The sequence below is a fragment of the Synechococcus sp. CB0205 genome, assembly GCF_000179255.1.
Taxonomy (GTDB): Bacteria; Cyanobacteriota; Cyanobacteriia; order PCC-6307; family Cyanobiaceae; genus Vulcanococcus.
Genome location: NZ_ADXM01000044.1, coordinates 31,735 through 46,189 on the forward strand (window position 1 = coordinate 31,735; position 14,455 = coordinate 46,189).

The 14,455-nt window shown below is 60.2% G+C and carries 30 protein-coding genes; 14 read left to right on the top strand and 16 right to left on the bottom strand.

From position 1 onward, the window contains the following. The first annotated feature begins 67 nt into the window (after window positions 1-67). Genes CB0205_RS0107475 through CB0205_RS0107485 form a run of 3 tightly spaced genes read left to right on the top strand, consistent with a single transcriptional unit; the run spans window position 68 to window position 661 of the window. The gene (locus tag CB0205_RS0107475; protein WP_010316091.1) at window positions 68-238 is read left to right on the top strand and encodes a hypothetical protein; all 171 of its coding nucleotides are present in this window, start codon (window positions 68-70) and stop codon (window positions 236-238) included. 31 nt (window positions 239-269) lie between these two features. Then, the gene (locus tag CB0205_RS14450; RefSeq protein WP_043705725.1) at window positions 270-497 is read left to right on the top strand and encodes a DUF3104 domain-containing protein; all 228 of its coding nucleotides are present in this window, start codon (window positions 270-272) and stop codon (window positions 495-497) included. Then, window positions 482-661, top strand: coding sequence for a hypothetical protein (locus CB0205_RS0107485; protein WP_010316095.1), 180 nt, complete (start codon window positions 482-484; stop codon window positions 659-661). Before CB0205_RS14450 ends, CB0205_RS0107485 begins: the two co-directional genes overlap by 16 nt. Window positions 662-669: 8 nt before the next feature. On the opposite strand, the gene CB0205_RS16630 is transcribed toward CB0205_RS0107485, so the two are convergent. From CB0205_RS16630 to CB0205_RS0107510, 5 genes are all read right to left on the bottom strand, one after another. Further along, window positions 670-804 carry a hypothetical protein gene (locus tag CB0205_RS16630; protein WP_010316098.1) on the bottom strand — a complete coding sequence of 45 codons (135 nt, stop codon included), beginning with the start codon at window positions 802-804 and terminating at the stop codon, window positions 670-672. Between the two features lie 68 nt (window positions 805-872). After that, the gene (locus CB0205_RS0107495; RefSeq protein ID WP_232197264.1) at window positions 873-1,112 is read right to left on the bottom strand and encodes a hypothetical protein; all 240 of its coding nucleotides are present in this window, start codon (window positions 1,110-1,112) and stop codon (window positions 873-875) included. 167 nt (window positions 1,113-1,279) lie between these two features. Further along, complete coding sequence (locus CB0205_RS0107500) at window positions 1,280-1,543, bottom strand: hypothetical protein (RefSeq protein ID WP_010316102.1); 264 nt, start codon at window positions 1,541-1,543, stop codon at window positions 1,280-1,282. A 24-nt stretch (window positions 1,544-1,567) separates the two neighbouring features. Next, a complete protein-coding gene (locus tag CB0205_RS0107505) occupies window positions 1,568-3,295 on the bottom strand; it encodes a SulP family inorganic anion transporter (protein WP_010316104.1) in 1,728 nt (575 codons plus the stop codon). A gap of 418 nt (window positions 3,296-3,713) precedes the next feature. Beyond that, the gene (locus CB0205_RS0107510; protein WP_029626215.1) at window positions 3,714-3,989 is read right to left on the bottom strand and encodes a hypothetical protein; all 276 of its coding nucleotides are present in this window, start codon (window positions 3,987-3,989) and stop codon (window positions 3,714-3,716) included. 56 nt (window positions 3,990-4,045) lie between these two features. On the opposite strand from CB0205_RS0107510, the gene CB0205_RS16330 reads away from it, so the two are divergent. Next, the gene (locus CB0205_RS16330; RefSeq protein ID WP_010316108.1) at window positions 4,046-4,222 is read left to right on the top strand and encodes a hypothetical protein; all 177 of its coding nucleotides are present in this window, start codon (window positions 4,046-4,048) and stop codon (window positions 4,220-4,222) included. A 2-nt stretch (window positions 4,223-4,224) separates the two neighbouring features. Here CB0205_RS16330 and CB0205_RS0107520 read toward each other — a convergent pair whose 3' ends face one another. The 3 genes from CB0205_RS0107520 to CB0205_RS0107530 form a co-directional block, all read right to left on the bottom strand. After that, window positions 4,225-4,497: a hypothetical protein gene (locus CB0205_RS0107520; protein ID WP_010316110.1), complete on the bottom strand. Its 273-nt coding sequence runs from the start codon at window positions 4,495-4,497 to the stop codon at window positions 4,225-4,227. A gap of 139 nt (window positions 4,498-4,636) precedes the next feature. Beyond that, the gene (locus tag CB0205_RS0107525; RefSeq protein WP_010316112.1) at window positions 4,637-4,858 is read right to left on the bottom strand and encodes a hypothetical protein; all 222 of its coding nucleotides are present in this window, start codon (window positions 4,856-4,858) and stop codon (window positions 4,637-4,639) included. An 80-nt stretch (window positions 4,859-4,938) separates the two neighbouring features. Beyond that, a complete protein-coding gene (locus tag CB0205_RS0107530; protein ID WP_010316114.1) occupies window positions 4,939-5,169 on the bottom strand; it encodes a hypothetical protein in 231 nt (76 codons plus the stop codon). A gap of 110 nt (window positions 5,170-5,279) precedes the next feature. On the opposite strand from CB0205_RS0107530, the gene CB0205_RS0107535 reads away from it, so the two are divergent. Continuing rightward, the gene (locus CB0205_RS0107535) at window positions 5,280-5,810 is read left to right on the top strand and encodes an ester cyclase (protein ID WP_010316116.1); all 531 of its coding nucleotides are present in this window, start codon (window positions 5,280-5,282) and stop codon (window positions 5,808-5,810) included. 202 nt (window positions 5,811-6,012) lie between these two features. Here CB0205_RS0107535 and CB0205_RS0107545 read toward each other — a convergent pair whose 3' ends face one another. Then, window positions 6,013-6,354 (bottom strand): hypothetical protein, encoded by a 342-nt coding sequence (locus CB0205_RS0107545; protein ID WP_010316119.1) that lies wholly within the window; start codon window positions 6,352-6,354, stop codon window positions 6,013-6,015. A gap of 161 nt (window positions 6,355-6,515) precedes the next feature. On the opposite strand from CB0205_RS0107545, the gene CB0205_RS14455 reads away from it, so the two are divergent. The 4 genes from CB0205_RS14455 to CB0205_RS0107565 all read left to right on the top strand — a co-directional run bounded on the left by CB0205_RS14455 (window position 6,516) and on the right by CB0205_RS0107565 (window position 8,156). Next, window positions 6,516-6,914: a hypothetical protein gene (locus CB0205_RS14455; RefSeq protein ID WP_156797861.1), complete on the top strand. Its 399-nt coding sequence runs from the start codon at window positions 6,516-6,518 to the stop codon at window positions 6,912-6,914. A 39-nt stretch (window positions 6,915-6,953) separates the two neighbouring features. After that, on the top strand, window positions 6,954-7,178 hold the full coding sequence (locus CB0205_RS0107555; protein ID WP_010316123.1) for a hypothetical protein: 225 nt from the start codon (window positions 6,954-6,956) through the stop codon (window positions 7,176-7,178). A gap of 428 nt (window positions 7,179-7,606) precedes the next feature. Continuing rightward, window positions 7,607-7,810, top strand: coding sequence for a hypothetical protein (locus tag CB0205_RS0107560; RefSeq protein WP_156797862.1), 204 nt, complete (start codon window positions 7,607-7,609; stop codon window positions 7,808-7,810). An 82-nt stretch (window positions 7,811-7,892) separates the two neighbouring features. Beyond that, window positions 7,893-8,156 (top strand): DUF3764 family protein, encoded by a 264-nt coding sequence (locus CB0205_RS0107565; protein WP_010316128.1) that lies wholly within the window; start codon window positions 7,893-7,895, stop codon window positions 8,154-8,156. Window positions 8,157-8,210: 54 nt separating this feature from the next. On the opposite strand, the gene CB0205_RS0107570 is transcribed toward CB0205_RS0107565, so the two are convergent. The 5 genes from CB0205_RS0107570 to CB0205_RS15920 all read right to left on the bottom strand — a co-directional run bounded on the left by CB0205_RS0107570 (window position 8,211) and on the right by CB0205_RS15920 (window position 9,386). Then, the gene (locus CB0205_RS0107570) at window positions 8,211-8,390 is read right to left on the bottom strand and encodes a hypothetical protein (RefSeq protein WP_010316130.1); all 180 of its coding nucleotides are present in this window, start codon (window positions 8,388-8,390) and stop codon (window positions 8,211-8,213) included. A 112-nt stretch (window positions 8,391-8,502) separates the two neighbouring features. After that, window positions 8,503-8,631 carry a hypothetical protein gene (locus CB0205_RS16635; RefSeq protein ID WP_010316132.1) on the bottom strand — a complete coding sequence of 43 codons (129 nt, stop codon included), beginning with the start codon at window positions 8,629-8,631 and terminating at the stop codon, window positions 8,503-8,505. A 166-nt stretch (window positions 8,632-8,797) separates the two neighbouring features. Beyond that, window positions 8,798-8,977: a hypothetical protein gene (locus CB0205_RS0107580; RefSeq protein WP_010316133.1), complete on the bottom strand. Its 180-nt coding sequence runs from the start codon at window positions 8,975-8,977 to the stop codon at window positions 8,798-8,800. Between the two features lie 4 nt (window positions 8,978-8,981). After that, complete coding sequence (locus tag CB0205_RS16335; RefSeq protein WP_010316135.1) at window positions 8,982-9,158, bottom strand: hypothetical protein; 177 nt, start codon at window positions 9,156-9,158, stop codon at window positions 8,982-8,984. Window positions 9,159-9,236: 78 nt separating this feature from the next. Beyond that, entirely contained in the window at window positions 9,237-9,386 is a 150-nt protein-coding gene (locus tag CB0205_RS15920; RefSeq protein ID WP_010316137.1) for a hypothetical protein, read from the bottom strand. A gap of 404 nt (window positions 9,387-9,790) precedes the next feature. Here CB0205_RS15920 and CB0205_RS15925 point away from each other — a divergent pair, with 404 nt between their 5' ends. The 4 genes from CB0205_RS15925 to CB0205_RS0107615 all read left to right on the top strand — a co-directional run bounded on the left by CB0205_RS15925 (window position 9,791) and on the right by CB0205_RS0107615 (window position 11,712). Continuing rightward, window positions 9,791-9,997 (top strand): hypothetical protein, encoded by a 207-nt coding sequence (locus CB0205_RS15925; protein WP_029626217.1) that lies wholly within the window; start codon window positions 9,791-9,793, stop codon window positions 9,995-9,997. Window positions 9,998-10,098: 101 nt separating this feature from the next. Then, window positions 10,099-10,266 (top strand): hypothetical protein, encoded by a 168-nt coding sequence (locus CB0205_RS15930; RefSeq protein ID WP_010316143.1) that lies wholly within the window; start codon window positions 10,099-10,101, stop codon window positions 10,264-10,266. 250 nt (window positions 10,267-10,516) lie between these two features. Continuing rightward, window positions 10,517-11,194: an alpha/beta hydrolase gene (locus CB0205_RS0107610; protein ID WP_010316145.1), complete on the top strand. Its 678-nt coding sequence runs from the start codon at window positions 10,517-10,519 to the stop codon at window positions 11,192-11,194. A 122-nt stretch (window positions 11,195-11,316) separates the two neighbouring features. Further along, window positions 11,317-11,712 (top strand): hypothetical protein, encoded by a 396-nt coding sequence (locus CB0205_RS0107615; RefSeq protein WP_010316147.1) that lies wholly within the window; start codon window positions 11,317-11,319, stop codon window positions 11,710-11,712. Window positions 11,713-12,042: 330 nt separating this feature from the next. On the opposite strand, the gene CB0205_RS0107625 is transcribed toward CB0205_RS0107615, so the two are convergent. Together CB0205_RS0107625 and CB0205_RS0107635 are read right to left on the bottom strand one after the other, a co-directional pair. Further along, window positions 12,043-12,225 carry a hypothetical protein gene (locus CB0205_RS0107625; RefSeq protein WP_010316152.1) on the bottom strand — a complete coding sequence of 61 codons (183 nt, stop codon included), beginning with the start codon at window positions 12,223-12,225 and terminating at the stop codon, window positions 12,043-12,045. Between the two features lie 1,264 nt (window positions 12,226-13,489). Beyond that, entirely contained in the window at window positions 13,490-13,789 is a 300-nt protein-coding gene (locus CB0205_RS0107635; protein ID WP_010316156.1) for a hypothetical protein, read from the bottom strand. Window positions 13,790-13,910: 121 nt separating this feature from the next. Between CB0205_RS0107635 and CB0205_RS0107640 the strand changes: the two genes are divergently transcribed. Then, a complete protein-coding gene (locus CB0205_RS0107640) occupies window positions 13,911-14,162 on the top strand; it encodes a hypothetical protein (protein WP_010316159.1) in 252 nt (83 codons plus the stop codon). The last annotated feature ends 293 nt before the right edge of the window (window positions 14,163-14,455 follow it).

The following is a 14,455-nucleotide window of genomic DNA, read 5'->3' on the forward strand; positions in this document are numbered from 1 at the left end:
CATCTGGGGGTAGGCCGACCGGTGGATGCTCCCTGAGAGTGATTCCATCAGGAAGCGGGAGGTCGCGATGGCAGCCCTTAAGAACGGTGGAGCGGCCCGTGATTGTCTGGGGTCCACCTGCATGAAGTGGACCGCCAGCGGCGAGCTCTCCGAGTTGGACCTCCATCGGGTGATGGAGCGCTTGGCCCGCGTGGACCACAACCTGGCCGAGGTCGACACCAAAGCCCAAGCAGTCTAGAACGCCTGTACTAGTTCGCTTGGGGTGGCTGATGCCCGCTTTTCTCTCGGTGCGTCTTGGTGATGTGGTGCTGGTGGAGCCCCCTGAGCAGGACTGGTGGGTCGGTCAGGTGATTCACCGCGAAGGCGGGGCCAGGGACAATGGCAATAGCTTTTTTCAGATCGCCTGCGTCGACACGGGGGTGATCCGAACGGTGAATCCCAACAGCGTCACTGGCGTTGTGAAGCCTTCTTCCCCCAGCGCATGCTCAGCGGCTTGATCCTGGTCCCGGTCCTGTTTGCCTTTTTTGGCTTGTCGGAGGACGACACCGAACAGTTGTTTGGCAAGTCAGGTGAGGTGCCGCCGCCAGCCCATGAACGCTGTCTCAAGGCCCGTGATTACAAGGGCTGCATGGAGTACCAGCGGCGCCAGGTCGAGGACTAGCTGTCCCCTCAGCTGGCGAGATGGGTGGCGAAATCGATCGCGATCCAGGCGGCGCTCAGGGCAATCAGCAGCGGCAGTACACCTTTTACGGTCTCAAGGACCTCCTGGCGCAGCTGGTCTTGTTGCTCGGGGGAGCGGGTCATTGCGGCCTGGGCGAGTGAACTTCTCCAGGGCTAAAAGTTCAAGGCTGCAATGGCATGAGCGCATTCACCTAGGCGAAGGCAAACCAGTCCAGGCGTTGGCCTTGGCCATCGGCCTGGATCTCGAGGAGCTCAAGGCCTTTGACGGTTCCGTCCTGCCGGTACCAGGGGTCTTGGCAGAGGCTGCTGAAGGCCTGACGGGCGGCTTCGAGGGATGGGAAGTCGCCAACCGGGGTGCTGCCCCAGGCGTCGTGGGTCTTGATCCGGTAGGGCATGGATGGCGGCCATCGCTGCCCAACAGTGTCCGGCACCCGCTTCAACAACAAACCCCCCAGCGTTCGGCGGGAGCGCTGGAGGGTTGTTGTTGGGGGCCTCAAGGGGGGCGGCCCCCGTTCGGATAGCGGGTTGGTACTCGACCGCTTCCACAACCGTTATGGCTTCGTGCCTGAGCCTTGGTCCATAGGCACATTCACGGGTTCTAGAAGATGCCGAGGGTCTTCTTCTTGCAGTAGCCCGCTCCGATGTTCATCCAGCCGGAGCGGCAGGGTTGTCCGTTGGTGGGAGCGACCTCGTAGTAGATGGGCGAGACGCAATGGCTCCCCAGGTCGTTGACATAGCCGAGCGGGCACTGGTCCTGGCCTGCGGCCTTGGGGATTCGCTTCTGGGCCCAGCTGGGGCTTGCGGCGGCGAGGGTCAGAAGCAGCAGACTGCCGCTGCTCAGGCTGAGGATGGTGCGCGTCAAGGGCCCAGGTCCACTGCAGTCAAGCTAGGGAGCCTGTCCCGATTCGGCTGCAAGCTGATGGGCGCGGGCGTTGAGCAGGGCCTCCTGGCGGTTGAGGCAGAGCTCGACGCCGATGAAACGGGTGATGGCGAGCCGCCTGAGCCGTTCTCGGTAGCGCTCCTGGGGAACGGCGATGATCACCCGTCGTCCCTGGCGCGTGGCGTCGCGGCAGACCGCATCAATGGCCAGGGAGGCCGTGACCCCCAGGTGGGAAACCGCGGTTAGATCCAGGATCAAGGTGGCATAGGCGGAGCTCTCCTGGAGGAGTTGGGTTAGATAGCGGCTCGCCCCAAAACTCAGTGGTCCGGCAAGGCTTAACAGCGCCACCTCACTCCCGGCCTCCCTCAGCAGGACTTGCTCCTCGGCGTTGAGCCTGACGGGGGACGGGTCGTCAGGGTCTCCATCGCCGCCGGTGATGCGCCGGCTGGCTTTTTGGAGGGCATCGGCCTGGTCCTTGATGGTGATCACATTGGCGAGGGAGACCCCAATGACGACGGCGGTGACCAGGTCCCAAAAGACCGTGAGTAACAGAACGAGCCACATCAGGCCCGTGGCTTTCCAGGACAGGCGAGGGGCGCGCTTGAGGAAGCTCCAGTCGACGATCTCCAGGCCGACATGCAGCAGGATCCCCCCGAGGACGGCCAGGGGAATCTCAGAGGCGAAGGAGCCGGCCCCCAGGGTGACGATCAGTAGGGCGAGTGAGTGCACCATCCCTGAGAGGGGAGTGCGTCCGCCCGCTTGCACGTTGGTGACGGTGCGCATCGTGGCGCCCGCTCCAGGCAGACCCCCGACCAGGGCGGCAGCCATGTTGCCGATCCCCTGGCCAATGAGTTCACGGTCCGAGCGGTGCTGGGTGCGGGTGATGTTGTCGGCCACCAAGGAGGTGAGCAGCGAGTCGATCGAGCCCAGGACGGCGAGGGTGATGGCATAACCGCCCAACAGGCGGAGGTCGTCGAAGCGCAGCTGCGGCCAGCGCAGGGTCGGAAGCCCCTGGGGGATGGCGCCCAAGCGGGGGATGGAGCCCTCGGGCAACAGGGTGCTGAGCGCTGAGATCAGCACCAAGGCCACCAGCGGGGCGGGAAGCCAGCGGTTCCAGCGCCGGGGGTAGGAGCGGATCAGGGCAAAGGTCAGGGCGCCGATCAGCAGGGCCAGGCCGTTGAGGTTGGGCAGCTGAGCGGGTAGGGCCGCCAGGATCTGGGGGATGGTGCCTTTGAGGCTGAGGCCCAGCAGGATCGGCAGCTGCAGCACCACGACAATCACGCCGATCCCCGACATAAAGCCGGAGATCACCGAGTAGGGCATCTGAACGATGTACTGCCCCAGGCGGAAGACCCCAAAGAGCACCTGCAGGGCGCCCGCCAACAGGGCCACGGTGAAGGCCACGGCCAGGCCCGCCTCTGCTCCATAGCGACCGATCAGCGCCGTGATCACCGCCGCCATGATCACGGTCATTGGACCGGTGGGCCCAGAGACCTGGGAGGGCGTGCCCCCGAGGGGGGCGGCGATGAAGCCCAGAGCGATGGCGCCCCAGAGGCCGGCGATTGCCCCGGCTCCGGAGGTCAGGCCAAAGGCCATGGCCAGTGGCAGGGCCACCACGGCAGTCGTAATGCCGCCGGTGAGGTCCCCGCGCCAGTTCTTCAGCCAGGGTTGGCTCCAGGTGCGACTGAGTCGCCAGATCTTCGCCTCGGGAGGCTCGCGGAATGGAGAGCGCATGCTGCCGCCGTCAGCTCTCCCCAGGATGCCGGCGATGGCAAGGCTCGGGGGTGGGGGCCAGGATCAGCAAAGAGAGGCCCCCGAGTTGGAGCGCGGTCGCGGGGCGATCGTCTCCTGCACTGTTATGACGCCCTGGCATCGACTCCCGTCATGAGTGCAAATGCTCAGTCATGACGAAATTCAGTCGCCAGTGCTGGAGGGCCGCGGCGGCATGGGACGTTTGCGAATCGTCAGCGGACGATTGCCGAATTGCCGTCTGGCCAAGTTGAAGGCATGACCTTCGCTAAAGGCAATGAGGTGGAGTTCTGAATCCCCATCGGGGAAATGAACCGTGAGATCAAAACAGGGCAAAACAGGCGCCGATCAGCCACATCTCCATGTCGTAGCCATGCTGCGCTCTGTCGTCAGCTACAGCGCTTCACTCAGGCACTTCGCTGTCCTTGTGATGGCGGGGTTGATAGCCCTGGGCTTCTGCTAAAAAGCGCAGCCAGACCTGGCTTTTGCGATCAGGCATCCCTGCTGCACCGATCAGGCCCAGGGGGCCAAAGAGCAGGCCTGCCCAAAACCAACGCGCCCATCGACGCGCCTTGGCGCGCGAGATCGAAGCCGAGATGAAGCCACAGGGGAGGCAGACCATCAACAGGCCAATGACGTAGCCCATCGCCGCACGCAGGTACTGCTCTTCTCTTAGCAAGCTTGAATGCCCAGGGCGAGTCTCTGCGGTTGGATGGTCAAAGCACTCGGGGCGTCATGCCGGCACTGCAGAGCGGATGGATTGAGCTCGCTGTGTGGGCTCTGCTGTTTCTGGTTCTGCAGGCCTGGTGGCTCACTGCACTTGCCCGTCGGCGAGCCCTGGCCAAGCCCCTGAGCGAGGCGGAATTCCGTCAGGTTCTCGAGCGCATCTGGATCTCGAGATCCCGCTCCTGAGCTCAGGACTGAGTGGGTTGGATGGCACAGGTCAGGGCGCAGGCGTGCTGCTCCTCGACCATGCGCCTGAGTTCGTGATCCCGCAGCAGCAGCATCAGCCGCGTTCCGCCCATCCCTCCTATCGCCGTGCCTGTTTGCTCGCTCACCCACTGCCCAGCCGATTGCAGGTCCGGGAAGAGCGCGGGACAGAGGCGCACCAGGCGGCCAGCCAGTCCGGTGCTCACCCAGCGTTCATGGGCTGAGCGTTTGACCTGCTCCTGGATGTTCTCGGTCATGGTCATCTGGAGCCGGAGGAGACAAGGATTGGACACTCACCTCTTCCTTCTGGACTAATCGAGCTCAGCCCCTTGCGGCGTAGGGATTAATACCTGTTCCTTCCGTTTTTCTTCCAAATTGCGCGGATTTGGGTTCTGCTCAGGGCTTTGGTGGTCTGGAGCCAGCGTGATTGGGGAAGGGGTGGGTGCTGCTGTGGTCGCCACCCTCTCCGTAATGCTCGAGGTAGGAAAGCCCCATCGTGCGCAGCATCATTCCGCAGGCGTGGTGGTCGGCGCCGTATTGCTGCCGCCAGCGTTCGACCAGCTTGATGACGTCTTGATAGCCGCTGTTGAGGAAGTCCTCGGTTGGTTCCCAGGGCACGGTTGAGGGGCTTTGGTAGGCGAGCTGACCACAGCTTCTCAGTATTTGGCTGAGGCGTCCTGTCTTGTTATGAGCTGTGGTCAGGCTGCCTCGGGGCACCAGCCCAGCTGACGCTCTCGTCTGATCAGCCAGTGCTGGCATTTCTTCGTGAGGTGTTCGCCTTGGGCGAGCTGCTTGGACTGGAGCTTGCAGCCCAGCAGGGTGCGGCAGTGGGCGTCGGTCCCGTAGGTGAAGTGCTGGCAGGTGATGCAGACGCGGCCTGAGCGTGAGGCCCGCAGCAGCCTGGCTTCCATGAACTCCCACTCATCCATGTGCTCTGCGCGAGTACGCCTGTACTACTACTGACTTGGTGTCATTGCAAGGGGCAGGGCTTGTTCGTGCCGAATGCGCTGCTGACAATGGAGGTCTTCGTGGCTTTCCGATGACGGCAGATGGCTTAGCTCAGGCCATTGACGCGATTTTTGAGCGTCACATGCAGGCCGAGTTAGCGGGAGATCTGGATGGCACCTTGGCGACGATGAGCGCCAATCCCCATCTGGTGAACATCCCCACGATGGTGGGTGGTTCGGGGCCGCAAGGGGTCCGCCGTTTTTATGCCAATCGCCTGGTCGGTCAGTTTTTCCCGCCCGATGTGACCTTTGCGCCCATTTCGCGCACCCATTCGGCGGAGCGGCTGGTGGATGAATTGGTGATCCGCTTCACCCATACCCATCCCATGGATTGGATGCTGCCGGGGGTCGAGCCCACAGGGCGGCGTGTGGAAGTGGCCTTTGTGGTGATCGTTGGGATCGAGGGAGATCGGGTGAGCTATGAGCACATCTACTGGGATCAGGCCACGGTGCTGGTGCAGTTGGGCTTGCTGAAGCCTGAGGGTCTGCCTGTTGTGGGACAAGGCGGCGTCGCCAAGCTCCTGGATCCATCGCTCCCGGATCCTTTCTTCCAGGAAGGCTGAGCCCAGAGATGTGGGATTGCTGATCTCAGCAGTGACGGCAACAGTTGTTGGTTGGCGTTGGTGTGAAAGTCGCCCCAGTCGGTGTTCTCACCATGCTCCGAATGTTGACGTTGGTCGCCACCCTCTTGGTGCTGAAAACCGCAACGGAGATCTGGCTGGCTGAATCCCTGCTCAGCTCACGTCCTTCGCCGCGATCCCTGGCTTAGTTCGGGGCCAGGGCCTGGAATAACTCCCGGATGGAGTCAAGGTCGAGGTCGGTGTTGATCAGGACCGAGCTCTCAAAGTCTTCCTGAAAATCACTGAGGCTCTGCAGGATGTCCTGGCTGGTTCCTTGTCCAGGCATCGGAGCGGTGGACTGACCTTGCTCATCCCGCGAGAAAATGCGCCAGAACGCCAGCACACACTGCTGACCGGGAGAGAGAGGCGTCTCGCCCAGGGACCAGGGGTGGTCTGAGGCCACGCGTTTGATCTGCTCCCAGCTGCTGTGGCTGCTGAGTTGTGCGTCAAGGCCGGAGAGCGCCTCGAGAAACTCCTCTTCCGACATGGCTCCAGCCAGGGTGTGGGGCGCGTTGCACCGCACCCCTGATGAGGACGGTCCGTGACGTCGAGCCGTCTCCAAGGCAGTCATGGCCCAGCCGCTGGCTCGATTGCAAGGGCCGATTGGATCCCGCGCCAAACTCTTGGAGACGCAAACGAGATCTGCAGTTGGCGCCTTACTCGGGGACCCGTGTTCAGGAAACGCCTGAGGGCTTGAGTTATCGCATCGTCTACCAGCGACGCGGTGGTCTACCGATTGATTGGTTGGATACCGATGGCGACCCCCTGGAAGGCACCGATCGCCTTCGGGCCCAAGAGGACTCGGCCCGGTTCTTGGCTCAGAAACGCAATCCCTTCAGCCGTTTTCTGCGGGGCTTCATTGCGGTCCTTGTGGTGGTGTTCAGCTTCAGCCCAGGCGCATCGCCTTGGATGCTGAGCATTGGACTGTTGATCTACCTCGAGATTGCGATCCGATCCAAGCAGCGGGTTGGCCTCTACCAAGGCATCGCTCGAGAGATCGAACAGAGACTCTTCGCGATCGATCAGGCCAGTCAGTCGGAGCCCTGAGGGAGGCCCCGTAGCCTCTCCGCAGCGCGATCGGGATCCATGGGTTTGCAGCTGCATTCCGAAGCCTTCCTGCACGAGGACGGGGTGACCTACTGCATTAAGCGTGCGTCGCTGGACCAGGACTTCACCATCTATGAGCAGCGCGATGGTGAGTGGGTCGACAGCGGCCTGGACCGGGCGGTGAAGGAGCTGAACTTTGGCGAGTTCAAGCGCCTGGGGTTGCTGATCAAACGAATCATGGATCAGGACCGCTGGATTGCCTGATCTCCCATAGGAGGAGGCCGCCCCTCCCGGATGGAAGAGACGGCCTAGTTCGCTCGTTCATGCATGGAATGACCCGTTTCGTGGATGACGAAAGAGTGGGTCGGAGCTGCTGAGGGAGGTCACCTGGGGCCAGGTGTCCAGGTGTGGAGCAGTTGTGACTCCTTGGGGCACCTGTGGCGGTGCAGATGGAGTGCCGACAGCTCAAACGCACACGTTTGTTTGATCTGACGGCCCGCTCACGGTTTGAGAAGACTGTTGGAGCAGGCGCCTTCAGTCAGCTCGCTCCTGACGTCTGGTTGGGTGGAGTGTCGACCATTTGAGGCGTCTCCGATCTCGATGGGCCTAGCTTCAGTCGGATTCGAGGGGAAGACAATCGGACTTAATGCCCATTGCCCTGCAGGCTTAATCGCCCGAAAGTGATGGGTTGCTTGCCGAAGCGATCGCGCCAGCGGCGTCAGTTGCCTCGGCTCTCCCTGCTGGCTTGGCTTGGTCACTGGTGTTTGCGACTGCTCAAGATCGCTTTGGTGGGCCTGACCACCTGCGGTTTGGGTTGGGTTTGGCTAGCGATGTTTGTCTATTACGAGCGGTTCAAGCGGCGTCGGTTGGCGGGTTCAGGACCCCATCGCCGCTAGGCCATTGGTCTGAGATGTCCTGTTGTGTTCAACACGCCCCAGTCCTGACAGCCGTGATTGACTCGACGAAACACACCTGAGCATGCTCGAAACTCACGTTCTCACCTTCTCGATCAGCAAGCCCTTCGAGGAGTGGGTTGAGACCTATGACTCTTCCACCGCGATGCAGGAGGCGGCTGGAATCAAGAGCTTGTTTCGCGGCTTGAGTAAGGACGACCCGACGAAGGTCTGCGCCGTCATGCAGGCGCAAAGCGGTGTCATGGAGCAATTCATCGCAGGCAATGCCGAGATGATTGCTTCCTCCGGGCACATTCTTGAGAGCACCGTCAGTCAGGTCTTCCTTTAGATCCCCGCTTCGTTGTCTCATCGCAGCTTGGGCTGCTGCGTCGCGGGTTGAGCCTTAGTGGTGCCAGGCGACGGGGTTGCGGCACTCCTGATCTTTGAGCGCTTCGTAGGCCTTCCAGAGTCCTTCGACTTCGGCACACTTCAGGTTGCGATCGCAGACGCGATAGCGACCATTGCCGACCGCATCAATCGTGGAGCCGCGGGAGGTGCGGCATATCCGCTTGGGTTCTGCCATGGATGGAAGGCATGAAGGAGTTGTCCTACGGGTCTCTTTTTCCGTCTGGTCAGCAGTATTTCGGCAGGTGACAAGGCCCGTGGCTCGAGACGAGAGAGCGGCCTGGCTGAGCTCAGTGGGCGTGGATCGAGTACAGGGTGATCCCCATGGCCCGCAGGATGAAGTAGCCAGTGAATCCGACGAGATTGAGGCCGATGACAAAGGCCCAGACTCCCCAAGGCTGTTGTTTGTCGAGCTTCATTCCCCTGCGGACGCTCGCTTCAGTGTGACGTGTAGCCAACAGCTCCCGAATCGCTTGGCTGGTGGGGAGTGTTGGTTGGGGGGCGGAATAGGCCCCCCGGATCGGACAACGGGGGAATGCACTCGCCCGTCTCCTCAGCGGTTATGGCCCTGGTCTTGAGCGGCTGTCAACGGGTTGGGTTGTTGATCTCGATTGCGAGTGGGTCCGGTTCCCCTTCGGTGATGGCCACCGAGCGGAAATAGATCGCGCTGGAGCGGTCACCGGCTGATTCCATCGCTCGGCGCATGGACCACCAGTACTGGAGGGTCTCCTCCTCGGTCCATTCGAGGGTTTGTTCGCTCGACATGGGGCTAACCCAGGCGGCAGCCAAGGTTGACCGTGCCTTGATCCAGCAGGCGCCCAAGCCGTAGGGCCACTGCCGCTTCACGCCGGTTGAAGGAGCCCTGGTGGGAAGCAATCCAGGACACCTCGGCTTCGGTGACCACCCCTGTGGCGATTGAGCTCAGAAAGACAGCCCCGAGAGACATGAGAGATCTGTAACGAAGTCTTTACATTCTGTCTCGCGCGGGCCGGGGCTGTGGATCGCTCTTTGCTCTCGGGGTGGCTCAGTAGCTGTTTTGCTTCAGGGCGGAGAAGCGTGAGCCGGTCTCCCAGATTCCGGCTGCGCTCTTGGCGCGGGCCTTGCCGGTGTTTTGAAGTTGCACGGCTGCCGCACCTGCGGCGTAGCAAGCGGCAAAGACGGCGATGAACCCCATGGCTCTCCTGCAATCGCAAGACCTTTGCTGAAGCGGATCGGTCGACTGGTTCAAGTCGAACCGTTTCCCCTGGTTGAGTATTTCTGCTTAGGGCTGGTCCGCTTAGGCGCCCCCTTTGCGTGCTGTGCGCCTGCGCACGACCGCAAAAGCAGCCCAGAGGAAGAGCACGATTAAGACGACGTCGGCAATGGGACTCATCAAGTGGCCCTCGGTCTTGGTCACTTCATAGGTATCGAGATGTTGGTTGGGTTCTTGGCCGCGGAGCGGAAGTGTTGCTCATCTGGGGCTGGCTCCCCGTTCCCCGGCAGGGTGATTGCTGCTGGCTTGATCCCGAAGCTTTTCTGTCGATTGCCCCTAAATGGCTTGGAGCGACCGAGCTTGTGCTCCACCACATGCAGGGTTTCATGTTCAGGATTGAACGACTCACACCCCAGGGCTGGAGTCAGTCAGAGGAGCACGAGCAGCGGGAACTCGCCGAATTGCAGGCCATGCTCAAGAGTCAGGCCGATGGCCGCACCTATCGCGTCACCAGTCCGGAGCTGAGCACCCTCTGCGTCTTCACGCAGCAGGGCTCCCGCTGCTGGCAGTTGGATCAGCCGGCGGTTGCTTGAGCCAATGGCAATCGGCCTGAATACCCATTGCCTGAGCTGCGAAAGCATTCGACAGTGATCAGCTGATCCTTTCTTTGAGTCGTTGTTTCGACAGAGGTGAGATGGCTGCCCATTGCAAAGACAAGTTCCGCTCCTTCTGGAGGCGCTTTCAGAGCAACCTCAAGACCAACCGCTTTCCGGTTGAGTTGGGCGAGGCGGGATCGGCGCGTCGAGCAGCAGAGGTGGAGCGGATCACCAGCAAGCAGACCCCGCCGATTGACATCCGATGACGCAAGCGGCGTGCGCCTTTTGAATCGCCAGGGGTTGGCTGGCTTGATGCTTTTCTTTCCCGCGAAATATTTTCCTGGACGCGTTTGTTCTTCTCGCTACATCTTGCGGTCTTTCTGTAGCCAATTTGTCTGTTATCTACGCCCCTTGGAGTTCAAAAATAAAGACAAAGAGTTAATCTTAGCTGCCTGGTTCTTGGGGTTTCCATATCGGGAAGGGTTCATTTGCAGAGTCCTTCTCGAGTTGCCTTCCATGTTGAAACTGATTGTTCCTCTTGCCGGTGCAAGTTGTTTGTTCTTGGGCCTCTCGGCCCAGGCCAATCCCCAGGCCCCCTTGCCTCTCTCCTCGGATGAGTCTGGAGTTGCCTATGGGGAAGCCGTTTTTATTCCTCCCCATGGCGGGCCACGGATGACGGCTCGTGCTGTCGGCTATGGCTTTGTTCGCTCCAACACCCTGCTGCCCCTGGGCGGTGCCGAGGTGATCGATAACCCCGTTCCTGAGAACCTCTCGGATCTGTCCGGCTGGTCCAGGCAACAGCTTCAGGCTGGTCTCCAGCAGGAATACAGCGTGGACGTGGTCGCTGTGGCTGATTTCCTCTATTCCCCCAAGGGTGAGCAGTTCCTGAAGGAGAGCATTCAGGAGAACAACTACACCCCCTACTACAGCCAGCAGAACAGCCTGCAGGCCGTGCGTAGCGCCATCATTCTCGACTCAGCCGACGGCAAGCTCTCGAGCTACGGAATGATGAAGATGTTGCCGACTGACCAGCGCCTCCAGGGCTCAATGAAGGTCTGTGATGTCAACGCTCTTGAGAACAGCCAGCAGGCCACCTCGCTGCTCAGCTGGTTCATGAACACCCCGGCTTGCATCGCGGCTTACACCGCCGAAGCTCCCGAGCCGGTCAAGCAGCCCGTGCGCGGTCTCTGGTGATCCGGGGGTGATTCTCTTCTGATCTGAGCGCCCTCTCGGGGGCGCTTTTTTCTGTGCTTGCTTCCAGGTCTGGCTTGCACCAGAGTTCGCTCATTCTTCGTTCTGTTCTGGCAGGGAAAGAGATGAAACGCTTTCTCTTGAAAGCCTTGTTGCTCCTGTCTGCTGTGCCCTGGATGCCCATCCAGGTCAGTGCACAGGGCGTTCAGCAGACCTTTGATCAGATCGAGCGCTTGCAGAAGGAGGGGCCAGCGTTTCAGCGTGCAATGAATCTGGCGCGGACAAAAGCAGTGGCACTCAACGGTGGGTTGGGTCAGTACGTGCCGGCGGCCTGCATGTTTTCGACAACGCTTGCGCGTCAACGTTGTTTGATGCGAGCCGATGCCCTGGGTTTCGTCTTTCGCTTTTCCGGCGGCCCTCCTGGCTGGGAGACGGAAGGACGGTCTCCTGCAGTGATCACCGAGGTCTCCGTCAGTTCAGATGGCAAGGCACTTCTGAAAATTCAGAACAGCGTACAATGAGCCGTGCGCCATTGAGCATCTGCAATCCTTAATGCAGGACTGAGTACACTAGGGCACACTTTTGAGCAGTAGCAGTCGCTACAGTTTGAAGACGTTCGTCCCCTTTGGGGATGCATGATTTGACAGCAGGGAACGGGGCTGTCATCTCGAGGCTCATGCCATGAACACTCTCGCCCTTATCCGCGCCCAGATCCTCAAGGCCAAGCGTCTTGAGCAGGCTCAGTTGGCCGGTTTAAGCCGGGTTGTGGTGCCGATTTTCTGATCGTTGCCGCAAGAGCTGGATGCGCCCCTTCGGGGGCGCTTTTTTCTGGCAAGGCGTCAGTTGGCGACTCAGTCCTCGATGGGGATTGAATCCCGCTGCCGGCGGGTTGGCCCGGTGCAGGTGCGAATGCTCAGGGGATGGTCGCCAAAGGCCCGTTTGGCCAGGCTCAGGGCCACGGATTCGTTGATGGCGACCAGGTGCACCCGCTTCTCACCGTGGGGAGTTTGGGCGGTCACATCAAAACCGAGCATTGCCTGAGGCAACAGAAACCACACTCTTGATAGGCCGTTCTGGTGCTGGGTTCCAAAAGCTTTAGAAGAATTTCCGTTGTCCTTCGATCTGACCTGGCCGCTGACATCCATGCTGATGCCCCTTGTGCAGAGTCAGGTTGTTGTCGGTGCGGTGTTAGGTTGACCTGTGACATCACAGGCGTGCTGCGTCGGCCCTTCACTGCATGGTCGCCGCTCACATCGACTGAAATACACGGAGTAAGGCTCAGATATCGGCTTGTTGTCGCCCACAGCGACCACGGCCCGTTCATTCCAATCCCCATTGCGGGCGCGTGACGGCAGTGTTCAAGCGTCTTTTCTCCGCATTCGGGTTTGTCTGGATCAAGGACAGGGTTTTTACGGCTTCATTGTTCCGAGCGGTTCCCCGCTGACTGCGGATAGAGCTTCTCGGGCCTGTTCTTGGCTGATCAACAAGGGAAGAACGTTCTTTCTTTCTGATATCTCCGCTGTTTTCCTGGGCACCATTCGTTTTCTCGTTTCCTCTTGCGTGCCGATTGTCGTCAAAAAGTCTTTTTGCTATTGAGTTCTTCACGTGTTTGATCAGTTCATTCTGCTTCCTGTTGCCGGAGATCGGTCACTTGTATTGGACAGCAGCCATGATGACCTTTGGTCCGCGCAGGCCAAGCGTTATCAGCGGCTTGTTTTGGATCCTGAGCTCCTTCCGGCGCTCACGTCAGGGCCAGCTTTTCATGGTCCTTTAGAGGCCATCAGTTCGATGGGCAGCGATCTCTAGAGCCTTGAGCAAAGGCTCTTCTGGAGCCGTGCATCGTTTGGTGGCGTTCTGCATCCGTTCAAATGCTCATAGCCCTTTTCCTCCTTGCAGGCCATAACTGAGGTGTGCCACCTCAAGGCATAGGGAGAATCCTTCGCTTCCATGGTTCTCCTCGGGGATCATCCTCTGCAGAGGCCCCTCTTCATCCATCGCACTGGGGGGAACTGTGCTCGATTACAACGTTGATCCTTTAGATGATCAGATTATCGTCGCGATTTCTCTTGCGCAGCTGAACAGTGTCCAGCATGAGGCGTCATCTGAACTCGGCTTGCCTTGGGGATATGGTCATGAAAACTGGTGTGTTGACAGGCACCATGCCCTCTTTCAATGTACAGCTCAAGAAGCGAATCTGATGCACCGCGGTGTCAACTATCGCTCGACGAAGGGGGTATAAGCCGCACCTTAAAAAGTGATTCCATCCTCCTGCCTCCGGCCCGAGGATGGTCTTGGGGCTTAGTAGTCGTCTCCGAACTTCACTGAAGAGGTGGCATCCATCAGTTCAACCGTCGTCTGGTAACCGTTTTGAACGGTGAATTCATGTTGTGCTGCGACATCTTGCAGCGCCGCAACATCCAATTTGGGAGCGGTGATCCAGCTGAATCCTTTCCCGAAGGTGTTGTCCGGATTGACGACATACCAGTGGCATGCGGTGTCGGGGACAGACACAGAGCACTTTGTCCAGTCGTTGTCCCACTGAGGCACTTGAACGAAGGAGAGGGCCGCGAGTAATACGCCAAAGAGTCCAGTCAGCATTGCCGCCCATCCGTGTGAGCTGGACGCTATCAGGGAGTGCCGAGGGCAGAGGGTGTTGCTTGCTGCTGTCCTCGCGCTCCTGCGATGGCGGCACCAGCATGGGTGGAGTGCTCGGTCCGTCATGCTGCTCAACCCCTTTTGCCCCATTGCTGGAGCCAAGATCCTCAGTCTGAAGGCCACGGTGATTCTGTTGCTGACGCTTTTGATCAAGTCCAAGATTCGGATTGCGACCTTCTCAGGCCTGGGCGCCCTCTTGCTGCTTCTTCAGACCCTGGTCTTCTTTGCGGTCAGCGGTGGCTTGGCCGTTGCAGCCGCAGGCGCTGCCGTTTACGCCGTCCAACAACGCAAGACCACTACGGCTGCTGCTGTGTAATTACCCCCAAATGGGGCTATCGCGATCGTGACGATCAATCCGATGATTCGCTCAACCCCAAAACGGGGGGACGGAATAGCTCACCCCTGACACTTTCCGGTGGGCAGGGGGATTTTTTTGACTTCACTGCGGCAGCCATTGAATGGACAGCGCCCTTCCGGCCTGGATGGCGCGAAACAGGAGGCTCGTCCAGAGGACAGCGCGCAGCGTCGTCGCTATCTGAAGGCGTTGACGGATCCGGCCCCTGTGTTGATGGCCCAGTCCCCTCTGGCTGACGCCGTCATCCAATCGAT